Origin of the sequence: Sorangium sp. So ce385, from assembly GCF_051474135.1 — a bacterium.
GTDB lineage: Bacteria > Myxococcota_A > Polyangia > Polyangiales > Polyangiaceae > Sorangium > Sorangium cellulosum_D.
In genome coordinates this window covers 9,543,958-9,562,896 of sequence record NZ_CP150337.1, presented here as the reverse complement: position 1 = coordinate 9,562,896, position 18,939 = coordinate 9,543,958, and the positions used below count along the sequence as shown (strand labels likewise).

General features: G+C 71.6%; 14 protein-coding genes. 3 read left to right on the top strand and 11 right to left on the bottom strand.

From position 1 onward, the window contains the following. Positions 1-7: 7 nt before the first annotated feature. Entirely contained in the window at positions 8-1,228 is a 1,221-nt protein-coding gene (locus tag WME83_RS34795) for a sugar ABC transporter substrate-binding protein (protein WP_437314007.1), read from the bottom strand. A 481-nt stretch (positions 1,229-1,709) separates the two neighbouring features. Next, positions 1,710-2,612 (bottom strand): 1-acyl-sn-glycerol-3-phosphate acyltransferase, encoded by a 903-nt coding sequence (locus tag WME83_RS34790; protein WP_437314006.1) that lies wholly within the window; start codon positions 2,610-2,612, stop codon positions 1,710-1,712. 217 nt (positions 2,613-2,829) lie between these two features. On the opposite strand from WME83_RS34790, the gene WME83_RS34785 reads away from it, so the two are divergent. Then, entirely contained in the window at positions 2,830-4,299 is a 1,470-nt protein-coding gene (locus tag WME83_RS34785) for a cytochrome P450 (protein ID WP_437314005.1), read from the top strand. Positions 4,300-4,364: 65 nt separating this feature from the next. Here WME83_RS34785 and tpx read toward each other — a convergent pair whose 3' ends face one another. From tpx to WME83_RS34755, 6 genes are all read right to left on the bottom strand, one after another. After that, complete coding sequence (gene tpx, locus WME83_RS34780) at positions 4,365-4,859, bottom strand: thiol peroxidase (RefSeq protein WP_437314004.1); 495 nt, start codon at positions 4,857-4,859, stop codon at positions 4,365-4,367. Between the two features lie 172 nt (positions 4,860-5,031). Then, entirely contained in the window at positions 5,032-5,406 is a 375-nt protein-coding gene (locus tag WME83_RS34775) for a hypothetical protein (RefSeq protein WP_437314003.1), read from the bottom strand. 404 nt (positions 5,407-5,810) lie between these two features. Next, complete coding sequence (locus tag WME83_RS34770) at positions 5,811-7,100, bottom strand: SGNH/GDSL hydrolase family protein (RefSeq protein ID WP_437314002.1); 1,290 nt, start codon at positions 7,098-7,100, stop codon at positions 5,811-5,813. Positions 7,101-7,384: 284 nt separating this feature from the next. Next, positions 7,385-8,953, bottom strand: coding sequence for a hypothetical protein (locus WME83_RS34765; RefSeq protein WP_437314001.1), 1,569 nt, complete (start codon positions 8,951-8,953; stop codon positions 7,385-7,387). Between the two features lie 337 nt (positions 8,954-9,290). Next, entirely contained in the window at positions 9,291-10,610 is a 1,320-nt protein-coding gene (locus tag WME83_RS34760) for an endo-1,4-beta-glucanase (protein ID WP_437314000.1), read from the bottom strand. A 159-nt stretch (positions 10,611-10,769) separates the two neighbouring features. Beyond that, positions 10,770-11,318: a hypothetical protein gene (locus WME83_RS34755; RefSeq protein ID WP_437313999.1), complete on the bottom strand. Its 549-nt coding sequence runs from the start codon at positions 11,316-11,318 to the stop codon at positions 10,770-10,772. A gap of 419 nt (positions 11,319-11,737) precedes the next feature. Between WME83_RS34755 and WME83_RS34750 the strand changes: the two genes are divergently transcribed. Continuing rightward, the gene (locus WME83_RS34750) at positions 11,738-13,546 is read left to right on the top strand and encodes a hypothetical protein (RefSeq protein ID WP_437313998.1); all 1,809 of its coding nucleotides are present in this window, start codon (positions 11,738-11,740) and stop codon (positions 13,544-13,546) included. Positions 13,547-13,612: 66 nt separating this feature from the next. Here WME83_RS34750 and WME83_RS34745 read toward each other — a convergent pair whose 3' ends face one another. Together WME83_RS34745 and WME83_RS34740 are read right to left on the bottom strand one after the other, a co-directional pair. Next, positions 13,613-15,028, bottom strand: a complete 1,416-nt coding sequence (locus tag WME83_RS34745) for a proteinase inhibitor (RefSeq protein WP_437313997.1) — start codon at positions 15,026-15,028, stop codon at positions 13,613-13,615. 362 nt (positions 15,029-15,390) lie between these two features. Beyond that, positions 15,391-16,524 carry a hypothetical protein gene (locus tag WME83_RS34740; protein ID WP_437313996.1) on the bottom strand — a complete coding sequence of 378 codons (1,134 nt, stop codon included), beginning with the start codon at positions 16,522-16,524 and terminating at the stop codon, positions 15,391-15,393. A 456-nt stretch (positions 16,525-16,980) separates the two neighbouring features. Between WME83_RS34740 and WME83_RS34735 the strand changes: the two genes are divergently transcribed. Next, the gene (locus WME83_RS34735) at positions 16,981-18,405 is read left to right on the top strand and encodes a peptide MFS transporter (protein WP_437313995.1); all 1,425 of its coding nucleotides are present in this window, start codon (positions 16,981-16,983) and stop codon (positions 18,403-18,405) included. A gap of 54 nt (positions 18,406-18,459) precedes the next feature. Here WME83_RS34735 and speD read toward each other — a convergent pair whose 3' ends face one another. After that, positions 18,460-18,819, bottom strand: coding sequence for an S-adenosylmethionine decarboxylase (gene speD / locus WME83_RS34730; protein ID WP_437313994.1), 360 nt, complete (start codon positions 18,817-18,819; stop codon positions 18,460-18,462). Between the last annotated feature and the right edge of the window lie 120 nt (positions 18,820-18,939).

Here is an 18,939-nt window from a genome sequence, read left to right as displayed (position 1 = left end):
GCGGGCGCTACTTCACGTCCGATTCGGACTCGTTCATGATCTTCACGCCCGAGATGTTGACCCCGCAGGGCGGGAACTCGTTGGGCGTGAAGAAGTTGTCGGAGAGCTGGGAGAAGAAGCTCTCGCCGTCCTTCAGCGTGGTGTGATCCGCGGCGGGGATCGGCACGGAGATCATCTGCGGCAGCACCTTGCCTTGCAGGCCCTCGAGCGCCGCCTTCATCGCGATGGCCGCGAGCCCCGGCGACTGGCCGAGCGACAGGCCCTTCATGCCCTGTTCGTGGTGCTTCGCGATCAGCTTGCGCGCGCCGTTCTCGGCCTCCGTGGCGACCGGGATCGGCTTGTGGCCGGCGTCGAGCAGCGCGCGGATGGCGCCCGTCGAGCCGCCCTGCGCGAAGAGCGCGTCGAACTGGCGGTGCACGGCGAGCGCGTCGGCCACCGCCTTCTGAGCCTTGCCGTCGTCCCAGCTGCCGACCACCTCCACGATGGTGTAGCTCTTCCCCGGCGCTTCCATGACCTCGCGGAAGCCGAGGTGGCGGTCGCGATCGACGGAGTTGCCCGGCAGGCCGCGGACCTCGAGCACCTTGCCCTTCCCGCCGAGCTGCTTGTCGAGGAACTCGCCCCACTGGCGCCCCATCGCCAGCTGGTCCTCGTTGACCTGCATCACCTTGTCCGTGTCGAGCACGTTGTCGAACGGGACGAGGATGACGTCCTTCTTGTCGGCGAGGCGGATCACGCGATCGAAGCCCTCGGGGCTGACGGCGAGCGTGACGACGGCGTCGAAGCCCTGGTTGATGAAGTCCTCGATCGCACCGAGCTGGGCCGCGACGTCGGTGCCGGTCGACACCACCTTGAACTCCTTGAGCAGCGGCGCGATGGCCGGGTCCTTGGCGAAGGCCTTGGCCGTCTTGACCATCTGGATGCGCCAGGCGTTGCCGACGTAGCCGTTGACGAGCGCGACGCGGAACGGCGGCTTGCGCGCCGTCCACTGAAAATACTTGATGTCCTTCTTCCACGGCGCGAAGCACTCGGGGTTATAGCCGGGCCCTGACACGACCTTGGGCCCGTGCCCGCTCGGCGCCTGCTCGGCCGCGGCGGTGGGCGTGGGGGTGGCGGAGCCCTCGGCAGCCGGAGCGCTGTCGGGCTTGCCTTTGCAGGCAGAGAGGCCCCAGAGCCCGAGCGTGCAAGCCAACACCGCCGCTGCGCGCCGCGCCGGTCCACGAGACTTCAACTGGCCAATCGACATCGTGCCGCTACCTTTCGAGCAAAGAGACGTGGTCAGAGAGAGACCTCTACGGCCCATCACACGTCGTCACGTCCTCGCCCTCACGGGCTGCGAGGCCGATGTCCGCGTGCCGCCGCGTTGCTCACGGCGAGAGCGCTGGAGCGCGAGCTGCCAGCGCTGGGTGAGCGACGGTGTCGCGCGTCATCACCGGGGCACCACGCGGATTCGCGAGCGGCCTCGGAATTCAAGGGCATGATCGACGAGGCTCGTGGCGTTTGCCACTAGAGAGCTTCTGGTTTCAGGGCGCTAGGAAATCCAAACGCGATCCGAAAGTCAAGATCCTCGTCGTGATCGCCCCATCGTACAGCCACGCTGCACGCAATGGTCGGCACATGGAACGGTGTTGTGTCGAGAAACGGCGCGTACGGCAAAAGAACCTGCCAATGTCGTGCTCACCGGGGGCCTGCGCGGATCGCCGCCCTCACCCTCACCGAGGAGACCGGCGCGCCCCGCCCGCGAGCAGCCTCGCCGCCTCCTCCTGGAGCCGCCGCGTGAGCCCCGCGTCATCGTCCCCCGTGCCGCCGACCGCCGCCGCCGCCTCCCGCGCCTCGCCGAGCCGCACCCGCACGTCGACGTCGTCGAAGCCCGGCAGCGCCACCTGGAGGAGCGGCGCCAGCGTGCTGATCCCGCGCCGCTCGGCCCAGCGCGTGACGGCCAGCCGCTTCGCCCGCCGCGAGTGCACCCCCGAGACGACCGCCACCGCGACGCGCCCCCCCGCCGCCGCCACCGCGCGCAGCAGCGCCCCGGCGCTCGGATGCCACGCGCCGAGCAGCGCGTCGCCCTCGCCCGCGAACGCCGGATCCGCCTCGATGCGGCCCGCCGGGAAGTGCAGCAGCGCCCCGCCGCCGCGCAGGTGCCGCAGCGCGCGGCGCACCCCGGTCGTGCGCGCCGCGAGCTCCCGCCCGCCGCCGCCCCCGTCGATCGGCACGAAGAGCAGCCGCTCGCTCACGTGCGGCAGCGCCCGCAAAAACCGCCGCTCGGCCGCCACGATCATGAGATCTCCCCGGCCGATCGCCGCCATCAGCGCGAGCGCGTCGTAGGCGCCGGGGTGATTCGACACCACGAGCAGCGCCCCGCGCGACGGCGGCGCCGCGTCGGCCGTCCAGCGCGCCCCGAAGCCCGCGAGCGCCTCCCGCGCCGCCACGTGGATCCCCGCCTCGCCGACGCGCCGATCGAACCGCGCGAGCGCGCGCCCGAGCGGCCACGACGGCACCGCGAACGCCGCGCGCCCCGCGCGGCGCACCCACGCCGGCGCCCCGCCGAGCCCGAGCGCCGCCACCATCTCCTCGCCGGACAGCATCGCGAGCTCTCTCTCCAGCGGCTCCGCCATGTCCGCGTCTCTACCCGCGCCGATGCCGCCACGCCAGCGCCGCGCTCCGTGCCCACCGACGCTGCGGCCCACCCCTCGGCGCGGGTGTCGGGCGACGACCCAGGGCGCGGCCTCGCGCTCTCCCGCGCGACCTGCGCGCGCCCATCGCCCATCGCCCATCAAGGCCCTGTCGTGTTTGCGCCGGGACGCGCCGGCCCTGGTTCTGTATGAAGAGAGCATGAAGGCCACGTCCCTGACCCTGGACGACTCCATCCGACGCGGCGCCGCGCCTGCGCGCCCGCGGCGGACGCTCGCGGATCTCCCGGGGCCGCGGGGGCTGCCCGTGGTCGGCCACCTGCTCGCGCTCCACCCCGACCGCTGGCACCTCGACTTCGAGCGATGGTGGCGCGCCCACGGGGACCTGTTCGCCGTCCGGCTGGGCCGCAAGCCGATCCTCGTCGTGGCCGACGGCGAGCTCGTGCGCGACGTGCTCCAGCGCCGTCCGGCGGTGTTCCGGCGGATGCGCACCATCGAGGACGTGTCGCGCGAGGCGGACATGGTCGGCCTCTTCTCGGCGGACGGGGACGCGTGGCGGAAGCAGCGGCAGCTCATCAGCCCGACGTTCCACGCGCGGCACGTCGAGGGGTTCTTCCCGAGCATCTCCGCGATCACGGGCCGGCTGCGCGCGCTCTGGGCGCGGGCGGCCGACGAGCGCGCCGCGCGCGACGTGCTCGGCGATCTCATGCGCTACTCGGTCGACGTCACCTCGTCCGTGGCCTTCGGCCGCGACCTCGACACGCTCGCGCGCGGCCCGGACGCGCTCCAGGAGCACCTCCAGCGCGTCTTCCTCGGCCTGAACCGGCGGATGCTCGCGCCGCTGCCCTACTGGCGCTACCTGGGCCTCCCCGCCGACCGCGCCTACGATCGCGCCATGGCCTCGGTGAAGCGGTTCATCCTCGATCTCGTGACCGCCGCGCGGCGCGAGATCGAGGGGGGCGCGGACCGGCCCGCGCGCCCGAGGACGCTCCTGGAGCTGATGATCGCGGCGCGCGACGGCGAGGACCCGAAGGCGCGCCTCTCGGACGCCGAGGTCTACGCGAACGTCCTCACGATGTTGCTCGCGGGCGAGGACACGACGGCGAACACCCTCGCGTGGATCCTCTATTACCTCGGCGCGCGCCCCGACGTGCAGGCGCGCGCCCGCGAGGAGGCGGATCGCGTCGTCGGCGGCGCCCCGATCCCGACGCTCGAGCAGAGCAAGCGCCTGGAGTACGCGGGCGCGGTCGCGCACGAGACGCTGCGCCTGCGGTCCGCGGCGCCGCTGCTCTACCTGGAGGCGAACCACGACACCGCCGTGGGCGACGTGGCGGTGCCGGCCGGCGCCGGCGTCGTGGCGCTCACGCGCGCCGCGGGGCGGAAGCCCGAGTATTTCGGCGATCCGGAGTCGTTTCGCCCCGAGCGCTGGGTCGGGGGCGCGCCCGCGACGCTGCCGCACGAGCCGCGGATGGCGCTCGCGTTCGGCGGCGGGCCGCGCATCTGCCCGGGGCGCTCGATGGCGCTGCTGGAGTGCGCCGTGACGGTCGGCATGGTGCTGCGGAGCTTCACGGTGGAGCTCGCGGATCCCGCGGCGCCGGTGCGGGAACGGATGGCGTTCGCGATGCAGCCGGAGGGGCTGCGCATCCGGTTCACGCGGCGCGCGAATGCGTGAGCGCGCGAGCGCGTGAGCTCACGGGGCGCGCGGGCGCGTGACGGCGAAGGCGCCGGCGCTCCGGCTCACCGCACCTGCGCGAGGGCCGCGTCGTAGTCGGGCTCCTGCGCGATCTCCGGGACGAGCTCGGCGTGGACGACCTTGTTCTGCTCGTCGAGCACGAGGACCGCGCGCGCGAGCAGGCCGGCGAGCGGCCCGTCCACCAGCTTGACCCCGTATTTGTCGCCGAAATCGCCCCGGAAGGTCGAGAGGCTCTCCGCGTTCTTGATGCCCTCGGCCCCGCAGAAGCGGCCGTGCGCGAACGGCAGATCGGCCGAGATGTTGAGCACCGTCACGCCCGGGAGCTGCGCGGCGCGCTCGTGGAACGTCCGAACGGACTTCGCGCAGACGCCGGTGTCGACGCTCGGAAAGATGTTGAGGATCTTCTTGCCCGAATACGACGAGAGCTTGCCTTCCGACAGATCGCTCTTCACGAGCGTGAAATCGGGTGCGGTCGCGCCGACGGACGGCAGCTCGCCGGCGGTGTGGACGGGGCTTCCCTTGAACTTGGTCTGAGCCATGGTCGCATCCTCCTCTGTGCAGCGGTGCGTCGGCGCCCGTCGTAGGCGCGCGGAGGGCGGATGCCAAGCAGATCCAGCCAGGCGGCCGGCGTCCGAGGCGCCGGCCGGCCTGCCGCGTGGGCGGTGCGCTGCCTCGCGGGCTCCCCGGCGCGAGCCGTCGCTCGCGCCCGGGTCAGCCGCCGAGGGGCGAGCGGTTGACCAGGGGGAACGGCTCGACCTCGGCGTCCTCGGGGTTCATCGAATCCCTGCTGTACCCGATCTCCTGCTCGGCCGTGGTGATGATGAAGGGCCCCCCGATCTCCTCGGGATCCACCGCGTCCTCGTAATCCTCGGTCATGTCGCCCTTGCCCGACGTCGCGGAGGCGAGGTACTGCTCGGCGATCTGCTCGGCGAACTCGTCCATCACCCGCGGCGGGCCGTCGCCCGGATCGGGGATGAACGCGTCGCGGTCGTCCATGCGAGTCGCGCTCTTGCGCGCTGCCTCCACGAAATCCTTTCCGTGGCTTCTGCTGGTGGCCCGCTGGGAGCCGTCTTGCTTGGTCTGCATGATGGGTGATCTCCTCGCTCGGCGGCACGCTCCCACGCGTTTTCAGCGGCGCCGCCCGTCCGGTGTCCTGACATCGAGAGATGCACCGCGTGTACCAAGGCTGAAACTCCGCGCTGCGCGCGTTTTGGCGCGCTGATCGGATCGGCGCTCGTGCGCCGCGGCGCGGGCGAAAGCCCGAACGTGCGGCGGGTGTAGCGGCGTGCCACAGCCGAGGAGAGGCGCCGGTGACACGATGCCCCGGCGCTGCGCCGCCGGTGCACGGCGCTGCCCGGCGTGTCCGGCTCGTGTGGGCTGCTGGAGAAGAGGCCAATCTCATGGCCGGCGCCTCGTCGAGCGCACCGCGCGACGAGGCGCGTGTCGAGGCGCAGCGGAGCAGCGATGTCGCTGCGCCCCGCGCCGTGCGTTTACCAGCCGAGCTCTTCGCTGATCGCGTCGGCGAGCTGCTCGGCCATGTCCCGGTTCTTCTTCGCGCTCGGGTGCCAGTCGCAGCCGAGCCCGTCCGTCGCCTTGTCGTGCGGCGGGAACTCGAGGAAGCGCACCCGATCGTCGCCGCCGGCGGTCCGGTCCTCCACCACCTGTCCGATGTAGTCGCGCGCCCTGCTGAGCGCCTCGGCGCCCTCCGGGTACGCGTCGCTGAGCATGGGCCCGATGGTGCAGAAGATGTACGCCTCCGGGTAGTTCTCCCGGACCGTATCGACCAGGCCCTCATAGGCGTTCGTGAACGGCGCACGGAACTGGGCGTCGCCCGGGACGTTGATGCTGAAGTCGTTCGTGCCGAGGTTGATCACGACGACCTGCGGCACCCAGGACGAGAAGTCCCATGCGGGCTGCTCCTCGTCGGCGATCGTCCGGCCGTAGATCTCCGGCATGGTGGGCGCCACCTCATCGTCGTAGTTGCGGACCACGCCCCTGCCGGACCAGGCGACGATCGTTGTGTCGGCCTCGAGCAGCCGGCCGATCATGGAGCTGTAGGCGAGGTAGTTGTTCTCCGTGTCGCTCGTGAACGGGCACGTCTCATCCGCCCCGTCGATCCCGTAACCGGCGGAGATCGAGTCGCCGATCACCTCGATCCGGCGCTCGGGCGCGGGCGCGACCGGCAGGAGCTCCCCGCCTTGCTCCGGGACGAACTCGAGGAACTGCGTCACGCCGACCAGCGGCTCGGTCCGGCGGTGGAGCAGGAGATCGTGCTCGCCGTCGGGCAGCCCTTCGGCGACCGTGTAGAGCTCCTCGTCGGCGTTGACCTTGAGGACGCCCTTCGACTCGCCGTCGATCACCACCTGGAAGAAGTTGGACTGCGTCGCGGTCGACGCGTCGTTGAAGCGGACGCTGATCGACGTCCCCGAGAACCGCGTGGCGATCGCGCTGCCGGCCCAGGAGAAGCGGGGGCCTTCGGGCTTCGTGGTGTCGAAGCGCCCGATGAAGCGGACGGTGTCCCCGGAGGGGTTGGCCCCGCCGGTGCCGCTCGTGCTCGACGCCGTCGCCGCGCCCTCGCCGGCGCCGCCCTCGCCGGCGCCGCCCTCGCCCGCGCCGCCGTCGCCGCCCGCGCCCGAGGCGCTGGTCGTCGAGGTCGATGAGCCGGCGCCGCTGCCCGTCGCCCCGTTCGGATCGTCGTCCCCGCACCCGGCGAGCGCCGACCAGGCGATGCAGACGGCGGAGACGAGCTTCGGGAACGTTGAATAAGCTGCTGTCTTCATGGCGGCGGAGGATGCTGCAGGTCCGTGGCGCACACAACACCAATCTGTCCCTGGAAACCGGCGCAGACTCCGCGATGCGGCCGTGGAGAGGCGGAGATCGGTTGGCGCGCGGGCGCTCCGATGATGTCGGGTGAGCCAGGGGCGGCGCTGCCGCCGGAAGAGGGGACTCGAACAGGAGGGCGGGGAGGCGGGGCGGGAGCGCTGGGTGGTTTGCGCGCCGCTGCGGCCGCGCGGGGGTCAGGGGAGGGCGATGCGTCTAGCGCGACGGATCGCCGCGGAGGCGCTCAGTTCCAGGTCCGGTTGTGGTTCTGATGCTCGGAGCGGCCGCTCTCCTCGCCGGAGGAGCGGTCTCGGCCCTGCGAGGCGCGCGCGTCGTCGCGCTCGTGGACCCGGGTCGAGTACCCCTGCGGGAGCTCGTCGCCCATGAAGCGGCCGAACCCGGGCCGGCGCTCCGGGCGGTTGTAGATGTCGCCCTGACCGCCGCGGTCCTGGCCGCGACCGTGGCCCTCGCGCTCGTCGCTGCGGCCCTGGTAGCCGCGGTCCTCGTCGCGGTCGCGGCGACCGCCGCGCTCTGCCTCCCAGCCCCGGCCGCCGGCGCGCTGGTGCTCGTCGCGACCGCGCTGGCCGCTGAACCCGCCGCGCTCGTCGCCCCAGCCGTAATGGCCGGGGTTCTGGCGCTCGTCGCCGCCTCGATACCCGTGGTGCTGGCCCTCGCCGCGCCCGTAGCCGCGGCCCTGGTGCTCGTCCTGTCGCCCGTAGCCGCGGCCGTAGCTCTCGCGGCCCTGGTCGTCGTCGCGACCTTGATGACCGCGGCCCTGGTAGGTGCCGCGGCCCTGGTCGTCATCGCGACCTTGATGACCGCGGCCCTGGTCGTCATCGCGACCCTGATAGCCGCGGCCCTGGTAATCGTCGCGACCCTGATAGCCGCGGCCCTGGTAATCGTCGCGACCCTGATAGCCGCGGCCCTGATAATCATCGCGGCCCTGATAACCGCGGCCCTGGTAGTCGTCGCGGCCCTGATGGCCGCGGCCCTGGTAATCATCGCGGCCCTGATAGCCGCGGCCCTGGTAATCATCGCGACCCTGATGGCCGCGGCCCTGATAATCGTCGCGACCCTGATAGCCGCGGCCCTGACTCTGGTCCTGGTAGCCGCGGCCTTGGCTCTGGCCCTGGTAGCCGTGGCCCTCGTACTCCTCCTCGCGCCCGTAGCCGCGGTGCTGGTTCTCCTCGCGCCCGTAATCGTCGCGGCCATGAACGTCGCGCCCGTAAGAGCCGCGGCCCTGGCCCTCGTCGTGTCCGGTGGTCCCGCGGTTCACGTCGCGGCCGTGATAGCCGCGGTTCTCGTCGCGCCCTCGCTGCGCCGAGCCGAACCCTCTGCGCTCGTCCTCCGCGCCCCGACCGCCGAAGTGATCGCCGCGCCCGCCGCTCCGCTCCCAGGAGGGGCTGTCCTGTCCGTACGCGCGGCCCTCCTCGTGCTCCCGGGAGCCGCGCCCGCCGAAGCCGCCTTGCTCCTGCCCGCGACCGCCGTATCCGCCGTACCCGCCGCGGTGCTCCTGCCCGCGCTGGCCGCCCGCCTGCCACGGGCCCCTGCCTTCGCGCCCCTGCTGGCCGTACTGCGGCTGCCCGTACTGCGGCTCCTGGCCCAGCTCGCCCTGCCGGCTGCCGGCGCTCTGGTTCGCGTAGTTGCCGCGGCTGTACGAGCCTCGTTCGAACGCGTCCCGCTCCTCCTCGTGGCCGCGGAAGCCGCGCTGATCGTAGCTCCCTGGAAAGCGCCCCTGCTCTTCCCGGTGACGCCAGTCCTCGCGCGCCCCCTGGTCACGGAAGCCTCGGTTGTCGTAGCGATCTCGTGCCATGTCGCTCTCCTTGTTGGGTGCTGGTTAACAACGCTCGTGGCTCACACAGGCGAACACCTCCGTGAGCAGCGGGCCTACTTGCCCAGCAACCGACGTGCCCGGAGGCGACGGAGGACGAGCGCCGGCGCGCCGAGCGACGGCCCCGGCGGCCCGATCGCGCGCTGCGCCTCGCGCATCGCGCGCGCGGCGATGCGCCAACGCGCCACACGCTGGGGCAAGCTGTCACGCGAGCGCGGCCGAGCTCGTCCAGGACGGGCTCGCCGCGCCGGCGTGACAATCAGGTTCGGGCTGGATGGCCGGGAGCGCCGCGCCGCGGACAGCGGCGCTCGCCCGGCGCTCAGTACCGCGTCTCGCAGGGGTGCTGAGCGGCGAACGCCTTCACGCGGGTCTTGTTGGACGACCAGGGGAAGTTCGTATCGGTGACCGACCAGGACATCGCGCCCGCATACCCCATGTTGTAGAGGTCGCCCACGAACTTGTCGTAGCCCACGTCCATCTCGGCCATGTTGATGGGGAACTCGCCCATGACGACCGGCTTGTCCGTGAGGTTGTACTCGGACAGGGGCTTGTCGTACGGGAAGTAGTCGTTGACCCAGCCGTACATGTGGACCTGGTAGAAGTCGACGTCCGCGTGGGTCCACGCCTGACCCCACTTGATCGCGGCGCTGCCGACGCTCACGGGCGCGCCGGTCTCCTCCCGCAGCACCGCGGCCGACTCCTTGGCGAGCGCCTCCATCTGCTGGTGCGTGACGAGATCGAACTTGCTCGAGTCCCCCTCGAACGCCGGGTCGCCGCCGTAGAGGCTCGGCCCGGTCATCGCCCACTCGGGCTCGTTGATGACGTCCCAGGCCAGCATGCGGCCGCGGTGCGGGCTCGACGCGACCGTCTTGGCGATCGGCCGGACGACGTTCTCGATGAGCTTGGCCCGCCGGCCCGCGTCCGCGACGATCGGCCCCATGCTCCAGACCGTGAGGCCGTTCGGCGGGTCGTGCGACGTCTTGTAGAAGCCGTCGAAGGAGAACAGGGTGAACATCACGTTGACCTGCGCCTGGTCCGCGAGCTCGAGCGCCGCCAGGATGTCCTGCGCCGAGGTGCCGCCGAGCCCGGTCGGGTTGCCCTGCCCATCGAAGTTGATCTGGTCCCCGTAGAAGCGGGGGTAGATCCACCAGCGGACCACGTCGACGCCGTTGGCGCGCATGTCCTGGAGGTCGGAGAGCACCTGGTTCTTCTTGCCCGAGACGCCCGCCTGGCTCCACCGGGACTGACCGCCGAAGTCGGCGCCGAAGTCGCGCCACGCGTAGTTCACGCCGTACATGAAGCGGAGGCGGCAGGCGATCTCCACCCCCGCCTCGAACGGACATTCGTCCGCCGCCGTGCAGGTGCTGGGCTCTCCGCCGCTGCTCGTGCTGCTGCCCACGGGCTCGCCGGTGCCCGTGCTCGCGGGCCCGCCCGTGGGCGCGCCGGCGCCCGTGCCCGCGGACCCTCCGCCGCCCGTGCCCGTGGGCCCGGCGGTGCCCGAGGAGCCGCTGCCGGTCGGGCCGTTGTCCGCCGATTCCCCGCCGGCGCCGCCCTCGCCGCCGTCGCCCGTCCCGTCGCCGCACCCGAGGCCCCCCGCGGTGAGCTGGAGAACCCCAACAAGAAGAAGCCAATTGCGCATGGGGGCGATTATCGCCAAAAACGCACGTTGGAGCCAGCCCGAAATCTTAATCGGTTCAGTGACTCACCGCGCAACGTTCTGCCGTGGCTACAAGATGCTTGTCGCAGCGGCCCTGGCGAGATCATCGCCTCTCCGCTGCGGCAATTGCGGTATTTCGCCTTACCGCGAGGGGCCGCGCGGCCTGGGGTGAACCCCCATATAGGCGGCGGCGCTCCTGGCGGAGGGGTCGTCCGGATAACGCTCGACGAGGTCCTCCGCGAGGCTGCGGGCCTCGCCGGCCCGGTCGAGGCGCACGAGCGCCCTCACGCGGAGCAGGCCGCGCTCGGCGGCGCCCGGGCTGTCGCCGAGATCGCGCGACGCCGCGTCGTCGAGCCGGAGCACCTCCTCCGGGTCGCTCGTCAGCGCGGCGCGCATGCGCTCGAGGACGCGGGCCTCGGGGTCCGCGTCCAGCGCCGCCGGCGCCGCGTCGGCCTGCCGTGCTGCGGCGCTCGCGGGGGCAGCGGCCGGCGGCGGCGCCGGGGGGACGGCGGATGACTCGTCGCGTCGCTGCGGCCTCGCGCCCTCGCCGGGCTCCGCGCTCGACGGCCGCGCCTTCGTGGCGGGGCGCTCGTCGCGGCCGAGCACGAGGAAGCCCGCCACGGCGAGCGCGGCGAGGGGGAGGCCGATGAGCAGCGCGCGGCGGGTGCCGGACGGTCGAGGTGCGTCCACGGCGGCGAAGGTAGCGCGGAGGCGCGGCCGGCGGTAGCGGTCGCCCGAACGGCGGGGCGGGCGCGCTCGATCAGGACAGGAGGTCTCGCGGGTCGTGGAGCGGGCCATCCTCGGAACAGGCCATCGAGGAGGGCTGTGCGCCGCGCGCCGGAAGCAGTTTGAGGGATTGGCGCTGTCGGATCGCGAGCTGGCACAGACGGCCGCGACTCCGGCGGAGTGTGCCAAGATCTGATCCCCGTGTCATGAGGGGGCGAAGGCCGCGCGCCGCGCGGCACGCGGGCGAGAGGGATGAGCTCCTCGAAGATCTCACCGGATCTGCGGGGCCGGCATGCCCCCGGAGCATCGCCACCGTCGCTGTCACAATTTTGCCACGGACGGTATGATTTTTGCAGTAACCATGTAGCGGAAAGGTTGCGCTCATGCCCTCTCAGCTATCGTCTCTTTCGGCTCGGTCACGGTCGTTCCGCACGCGAGCGATTTCGCTGTTCGCCCTCTCGGTCATCCCGTCTGCCATCCTCCTCGCGGGCTGCGCCGATCCGCCGGACACCATCAACAACTACTATTACACGAACGGGGAGGGCGGGGCCGGCGGCGGCGGCGGCGACGGCGGCGATGGCGGCGACGGCGGCGCGCCCGCAGAGGAGTTCCCGGGGGCGCCCGTCGCGGACACCGAGGTGGCCGACCTTGCGCTCGACGTCTTTGGCGCCATCGGCAATCGCTACTGGTTCGCTGTCTCGGAAGAGCAGCTCGAGATCATGAACGACGGGCTCGAGGGCGGCCCGGGCCCCATCCTGAGGCCGGGGGTCGGGGATATCTACTCACCGACCGGGGAAGACGCGACGTTCGTGGATCACCTGTGGGTGACGACGGCCGGCGCCGAGGGCAAGACGGCCGATTACGGCAAGGTCCAGGTGGGGGTCGCCGGCCAGTCGACGATGCGGCCGTGGACGAAGCGGACCATCCCCAACCTCAACGTCGACGCGGACGAGTTCATCGAGAAGCAGCGGCTCGGCGGCTTCGAGCACGTGCGCTTCAACAACGGCCAGGTCGGCACCATCTTCCGCGAGCGCCTCACGCTCGAGCTCTATGCGCGCCTCGATTACCCGGCCCCCCTGACCAACTACGCCTGGGTGTCGAGCAATGTCTGGGGGCCGGCGGTGTCGATTCCTTACATCGTGGTCGAGCGCTACAAGAAGGCGTTCTGCGAGCGCATCGGGGACAAGTTCGGCGGCGGCTGCGCCAACATGTGGGAGTTCGTCGGGGACTTCGCCGGCAACATCCCGGGGGGCGGCTGGATCCCGAAGCCGATCGACGTGGTGATCCCCGGCGGCAGCGTCTTCGACGACCCGGAGAGCTGCCAGCTGAAGACGTGCGACAACACCCGCGCGAAGGAGCTCGAGCAGGCGATCGCCGAAACGCCGCCGGGCGAGGGCTACAAGGCCGCGCTCGAGGAATGGATCGACTGGCCGGCGTTCCACCGGTTCCAGTGCCTGTCGTGGGTGCTCGCCACCGGGGACGACGCGATCCACAACAGCAACAACGTCGTGCTCGTCGAGCGGGCCGATGGCCTGTTCCAGTACCTGCCGTACTCGGTCGACATCAGCCTGGGGCAGAGCTGGTATGCGCAGGTCGCCCTGGCCGGCTCGAACTCGCTGGCGCGCGGGTGCCAGAGCGATAAGGCCTGCTGGGCCGACACGATCGCGATGTGCGAGGACGTGATCGAGGATTTCGCGGCGCTCGATCCCAACGCGGTGCTGAAGGGCATCTACGAGCAGCTGTCGGACGAGGGGATGCTCCGTCCGGGCGACGAGGAGCGCTACGAGGCGCTGGACGCCTGGATCACCGACCACCTCAAGTTCCTGCCGGAGGAGCTGGAGCGGAACCGCGAGCAGCCGCAGCTCTGCGTTCCTCCCCAGGTCGATTGCGGCGGCTATTGCGGCTATCCCCAGGACTGCGGCTGGGGCGTCGGCGCGGGTGGTGGAGGCGTGGGCGGCGGGGGCGAAGGCGGATTCGGCGAGGGCGGTGGAGGTGAGGGCGGTAGAGGTGAGGGCGGGCTCGGCGCGGGCGGCGCAGGCGAGGGCGGCGCAGGCGAGGGCGGGCTCGGCGCGGGCGGTGCAGGCGGTTCAGGCGAGGGCGGGCTCGGCGCGGGCGGTGGAGACGCGGGAAGCGGAGGCCTGGGCGGCGGCGCTGCGGGGAGCGGCGGCGCCGGCGGCGAATCCGCGGGCTGACGCCGAGTCAGCGTCAACGGCCTCGATGCGCGGCGAGGGAGGGGCGCCGCGCTCCGGCGCTCCCGCTCAGGGCGAGATCTCGAACAGGCACCGCGTGATCGGGATGCCGACGTCTGCCAGCACGTACAGATAGTATTTCGTGCCCGGGACGAGCGCCTCGGGGGTCCCGTCGGCGGGATAGCCCTGCTTCGCGCTCGCTGGGACCTCGCCGTAGGCGATACCGCTCTTCATGGGCTCGGCGCTCGAGGGCACGTCGAGCCGCCAGATCGTCCCCTCGGGCAGGTCGAGGTTGGGCGGAGCGCCCGGGTTCTCGGCGTCCGCCGACAGGACGTAGACGTAGCGGGCGCCGCCGTCGGCCCAGGTGATCTTGCCCGCGGCGTCCACGCCTTCGCCCGCCGCGCAGTCGCTCGGCTCGTAGAGGCTCTGTTCGTGGAGGGGCCCCCCGAACGGGGCCATGTCCGCGAAGTCCTCCCTCGTGAACCCGCGGCGCTCGAGCTCGCCCTCGAAGAACGCGATCATGCGCGCCGGGTCGGTGGTGGGCAGTCCGGCGGTGTCGCGGGAGAAGCCGTTGTTCTGGTCCGGCGGATACGCGCCGAGCGCCGCCGAGGACACCCAGCCGGCGGCCAGCGCGAGGCCCGACGGATTGAAGCTGTCGGTCCAGATCGGGCCGGCCTCGATGTACCAGTTCGACGGCCCCGCGGGCGCGGTGTTCTCCGAGTGACAGCACACGCACCCGCACGCCTCGGTCTGCTCCGTGACCCAGGCGAGCTCGGCGAGCCATTCCGGATCGGACAGGCGCGGATCGTCGCTCGGGGTCTTGTACTCGGAGGGGGGCGCGGGCCAGTACGGGCGCTGCGTGAAGACCGGCTCGCACGACGCGTAATCGGTGAACCGGCGGCCCGGCTCGGTGCAGCCCGAGATCGCGCCGAACGTGCAGACCTTGCCGTCGCTCTGCCCGGCCGGCTCGCCGGCCTTCGGCTCGACGCAGACCAGCTCGGGCCACTGGAAGACGGCGCCGCCCGTGCCGATGCCGGGGTCCTCGGTCGCGGCCTCGCAGGCGTCGGGCTCGAACTGGCCGCCGCCGAACATCTCGCAGCCGCGCTGGGTGGCGGCGCACTGGCTCGCGTCGCCGCCGGGGAAGACGATGGCGTACGCGTCGTCGGTGCCGCCGCCGAGCACGCATCGGCCGAGCGTCTCTGGGTAGGCGCAGCGCTCGCCGCCGGTGAAGGTGGAGCCCTGGAGCGCCTTGCAGTCGGCCTCGGCGGCCTCCGCGGTCCAGCCGCCGCCGGTGTACTCGCGGCACTCCTCGGCCTGGCTGAAGGCGCTCGTGTAGACGCAACGCCCGGTCGACCCGGAGGCCTCTGGAGCCCCCGAGGCGGCGTCGTCTTCGCTGTTCTGGCAGGCGCCCAGCCCTCCGAAGGCCGAGACGAGGAGCGCTGCGACAAGCATCGCGTGCGGTGAACGGAGGAGCTCTCGCTTCACGGTGAATCTCCTGAACGTGGACCTTCGAGCGAAGGTGAATGTGGTTTAGCTCACCGAATTGGCCAGCGAGCGTGGTGATGTGTATCGTTTGTTCATGATTGTGCAATCTTGGTACATTGTTTTGTGATGCTTGTGTGTTCTGGAAAACAATTCTTGTCCGTCGACGCTATACTCCGAGGCATGCCGGACGCGTGCCGGGGGGGCGGCGCCGCCCTGTCCAGGAGCCACGCAGGGGCGGTCCGAGGCGCTTCAGCGACGGGAGGCGGGCGTCGCCTGCGCAGCTCGCCCCGATGAGGCGCGATGCTGCGGGGCGGAAGGGCGCGTCTGGCGGCGAGGAGCAGCGGCCGGACGGCGCCGGCCCTTCACCGGAGCGCGCCGATGCCGAACGAGAGGCACGGCTCCCCGTCGCGCAGCGACACCGCCGCGAGCTGCTTCTCCGGCGGGTACATGTACCCGAACAGCGTGCACATCTCGTTGTCGCCGAAGCCGAAGGTGAGATCGTGGTCCGACGTGTTCCGGAACCTGCACGCGTACCGGAGCGAGTCGCCCTCTTCGAGCGCGATCGCCGGCCGGTACACCTCGATGTCGCCCTCCAGGTCGAACGCCCCGCCCTCGTAGACGCTCGCCTCGCCGCCGCCCTCGCGGACGACATCCACGTCGAAGGCCTCGGCGTAACGGTGCGTGTGGGGCATGAGAGACACGATGTTCCCGCCGAACGTCGTGCACGTGGCGCCGACGGTCCGGGTGGCGCGCGGCGGGACGAGGAAGTCGTTCACGTTCATGACGAACGGCACGAGCTCTTCCGTGCGCTCCGATACGGGCATGGTGAAGAAGTCGTAGGCGAGCTCGACGACCGCGGGCTCGGCCGACGTGTTGAGCAGGTGGACGCTCGTCGCGATCTCGCGGGTCGTGTCCAGGGTGAAGCCCATCCCCTCGGGGAAGACGAGCGTCTCGTCGCCGACGACCTGGGTGGAGCTCGCGAAGAGGACGTCCGGGATGACCGCCGGCAGCGCGCCAAAAGCATCGTCGGCGCCAGGATGGCAGTCCGGGTACGGGTTCGGCCCGTACAAGGGATTCACCGGCTTGGCGATGACGTTGCTGTGGTGCAGCCCGGCCGTCGTGTAGAGGCGCGCCGCGTGGACGGTCTCGTTCACGAGGGCAGGGAAGGGCCATGAGAGGCAGAAGAGCGCCTCCTCGCCGGGCGAGAGGGTCCGCGGCGGCGCGATGATCCGGAAGCCGCTGCGCGGCGGCTCCGGCAGCCGGAGCCGGGTGAGCGGCGCGCCGAACGCGACGACGTTGTCCCGGTCGATGCGCTCTTCAGGCTCGTAGCGGGCGGCGGGGTGGACGCACCGGCCCCGGAAGAGCTCCTCGCCGGGCGCGCACGCCGCGGGCGGCGAGGGCTCGAGTCCGGCGCAGGCAGGGAGGAGAGGAATCCAGAGGAGGCTCGACCAACGAGCCCTATCTCTCGGGACGGAGCGGAGCATTGAAGTTCGCATCACGCGTCACCTGCGACCGGCGGCGCCTCACCGGAAGCCTCGACTGCCGATCTCCACCGCGCGATCGGAGCTCCCGTCGTCGACGAGCGCGGCCTCGCGCGGCCAGGGCGGAGCCCGCGGCCGCGCGGCGCTCGCGGCGCGGCTGACCCCAGCGCCGGCCGGCGCCGCCAGCGGCCTCGACCGCCGCCGCTCGGCGGCACCGGCGCCACGGCCGCTCCTCAGGCGCAGGGCCATCCGGCGCGCCCCGACGGCCTGGAACGCCTGGGAGGCGCCGCCGCGCCGCGGGGCCGCCCACGTGGATACCCGGTTCACCCGGGTCGACGCTGTGCGCAACAAGGGCGTGACGTGGGCGTCGCGGATCGTCTAGCATCCGCATGCCGAGGGGCATCAGGCCCCACCATCCCCTGCATCGCCCGACGACCACGCAGCGTGGTCCCAGCTCGTGGAGAGACAGCATTGAGCGAGCAAGCAACCGAGCCCGCCCTCCCCGTCACCGCTTTCGAGAGGCGCTTCAAGCACCCGCCGGGGCTCGTGATCCTCTTCTTCGCGGAGATGTGGGAGCGCTTTTCGTATTACGGCATGCGCGGCCTCCTCAAGCTGTATATGGCGAACTACCTGTTCGTCACGGCGCGCGAGGCGTACCAGGGGTGCCGCCAGCACGCGCCGCCGTGCGAGCTCGTCCCTGGCGATCCGGCCACGGTGTTCGCGTGGGAGTTCATCCGGGGCCTGCTCCCGAGCGCGCCCGCCGAGCAGGCGTCCGTGCTCTACGGGCTGTACACGGGCCTCGTCTACCTCACCCCGTTCTTCGGCGGCATCCTCGCCGACCGGGTGTGGGGCCAGCGCAAGACGGTGGTGATCGGCGGCGCCCTGATGGCCATCGGACACTTCGTCATGGCCTTCGAGAACTCGTTCTTCCTCGCGCTGCTCCTGCTCATCCTCGGCAACGGCGCCTTCAAGCCCAACATCTCGACCCAGGTCGGCAGCCTGTACCCGAAGGGGGATCCGCGCCGCGACGGCGCCTTCACCATCTTCTACATGGGCATCAACCTCGGCGCCTTCATCTGCAACTTCGTGTGCGGCACGCTGGCCGCCGTCTACGGCTGGCACTACGGCTTCGCCGCCGCGGGCGTCGGGATGTGCCTTGGGCTCGTCGTCTACCTGATGGGGCAGAAGTACCTCGCCAAGGACAACCTCACCAAGGCGGCTGAAGGGACCGGCGAGGAGAAGCAGCCGCTCTCCAGCGACGAGTGGAAGCGCGTCGGCGCGCTCGTGGCGCTCTGCGCCCTCAATATCGTCTTCTGGGCGGTCTACGAGCAGCAGGGCAACACGATGCAGACCTGGGCCGACGAGAAGACCACGTGGCCCGTCGTCCTCGGCTTCCAGATCCCCTCGACGTGGTTCCAGTCGTGGAACCCGCTCTGCATCATCCTGTTCGCCCCGCTCCTCGACATCTTCTGGCGCTGGCAGGCGAAGCGCGGCACCGAGCCGACGAGCGTGTCGAAGATGGCGATCGGCTGCACCCTCCTCGGGCTGTCGTTCATCGTGATGATCCTCGGCGCGCAGGCGGTCGGCGACGGCAAGGGCAGCCTGTTCTGGCCGCTCTTCTGCACGCTGCTCCTCACCATCGGCGAGCTCTACCTGTCGCCCATCGGCCTGTCGCTCGTGACCAAGGTCTCGCCGGTGCGGATCGTGTCGATGATGATGGGCATGTGGTTCGTCTCGAGCTTCTTCGGCAACACGCTGAGCGGCTACATCGGCATCTTCTACACGCGCTGGCCGAAGGAGATGTTCTTCCTCCTCCTCACCGTCCTCGGCGTCGGCGCCGGCGCCGCGATGTTCGCGTTCAACAAGCCGCTCCGCCGGGTCATCGGCAGCCACTGACACGGACCGCCGCGAGGCGCGGCGGCGCCCCCGGGGAGGGGGCGCGCCGCCGCGTCAGGGCGCCTGGGCGCCGCCGGGGTCGACGATCCGCTCGTCGAGCACCGCGAGCCGCCCCGCGGGCAGCGCGCCCCCGATGGCCGCGACGGCGCGGCGGACGCTCTCCAGCGTGCTGCACGAGGCCACGTCGACGAAGAGCCGCCCCGACTCGGGCCAGGAGTGCAGCGCCACGTGCGACTCGCTGACGACCGCGCACGCGGTGATGCCCTGCGGCGAGAACGGGACGACCACCATCTCGAGCAGGGTGAACGGCCCGGCGGCCACCGCCGCCTCCAGCGCCCCGCGGAGCGCGGCCTTGCTGTTCAGGAAATCGAAGGGGCAGCCTTCGAAGTGGGCGAGGGCGACGTACAACCGCATCGTGGGCGAGGCGCGCAGCGGCGGCGCCGCGCTGGTTGCGGAGGATAGCCGAGGCCGGGCGGCGCGGGACCGGAATCGGCGCGGGCCGGGCCGAGGGGGCGCGCCGGCGAGCTCACGCCG

Excerpts from the sequence above, each read along its gene's own strand:
- WME83_RS34790 (WP_437314006.1), bottom strand. The coding sequence starts at position 2,612 with ATGGCGGAGCCGCTGGAGAGAGAGCTCGCGATGCTGTCCGGCGAGGAG.
- WME83_RS34785 (WP_437314005.1), top strand. The coding sequence starts at position 2,830 with ATGAAGGCCACGTCCCTGACCCTGGACGACTCCATCCGACGCGGCGCC.
- tpx (WP_437314004.1), bottom strand. The coding sequence starts at position 4,859 with ATGGCTCAGACCAAGTTCAAGGGAAGCCCCGTCCACACCGCCGGCGAG.
- WME83_RS34775 (WP_437314003.1), bottom strand. The coding sequence starts at position 5,406 with ATGCAGACCAAGCAAGACGGCTCCCAGCGGGCCACCAGCAGAAGCCAC.
- WME83_RS34770 (WP_437314002.1), bottom strand. The coding sequence starts at position 7,100 with ATGAAGACAGCAGCTTATTCAACGTTCCCGAAGCTCGTCTCCGCCGTC.
- WME83_RS34765 (WP_437314001.1), bottom strand. The coding sequence starts at position 8,953 with ATGGCACGAGATCGCTACGACAACCGAGGCTTCCGTGACCAGGGGGCG.
- WME83_RS34760 (WP_437314000.1), bottom strand. The coding sequence starts at position 10,610 with ATGCGCAATTGGCTTCTTCTTGTTGGGGTTCTCCAGCTCACCGCGGGG.
- WME83_RS34750 (WP_437313998.1), top strand. The coding sequence starts at position 11,738 with ATGCCCTCTCAGCTATCGTCTCTTTCGGCTCGGTCACGGTCGTTCCGC.
- WME83_RS34740 (WP_437313996.1), bottom strand. The coding sequence starts at position 16,524 with ATGCGAACTTCAATGCTCCGCTCCGTCCCGAGAGATAGGGCTCGTTGG.
- speD (WP_437313994.1), bottom strand. The coding sequence starts at position 18,819 with ATGCGGTTGTACGTCGCCCTCGCCCACTTCGAAGGCTGCCCCTTCGAT.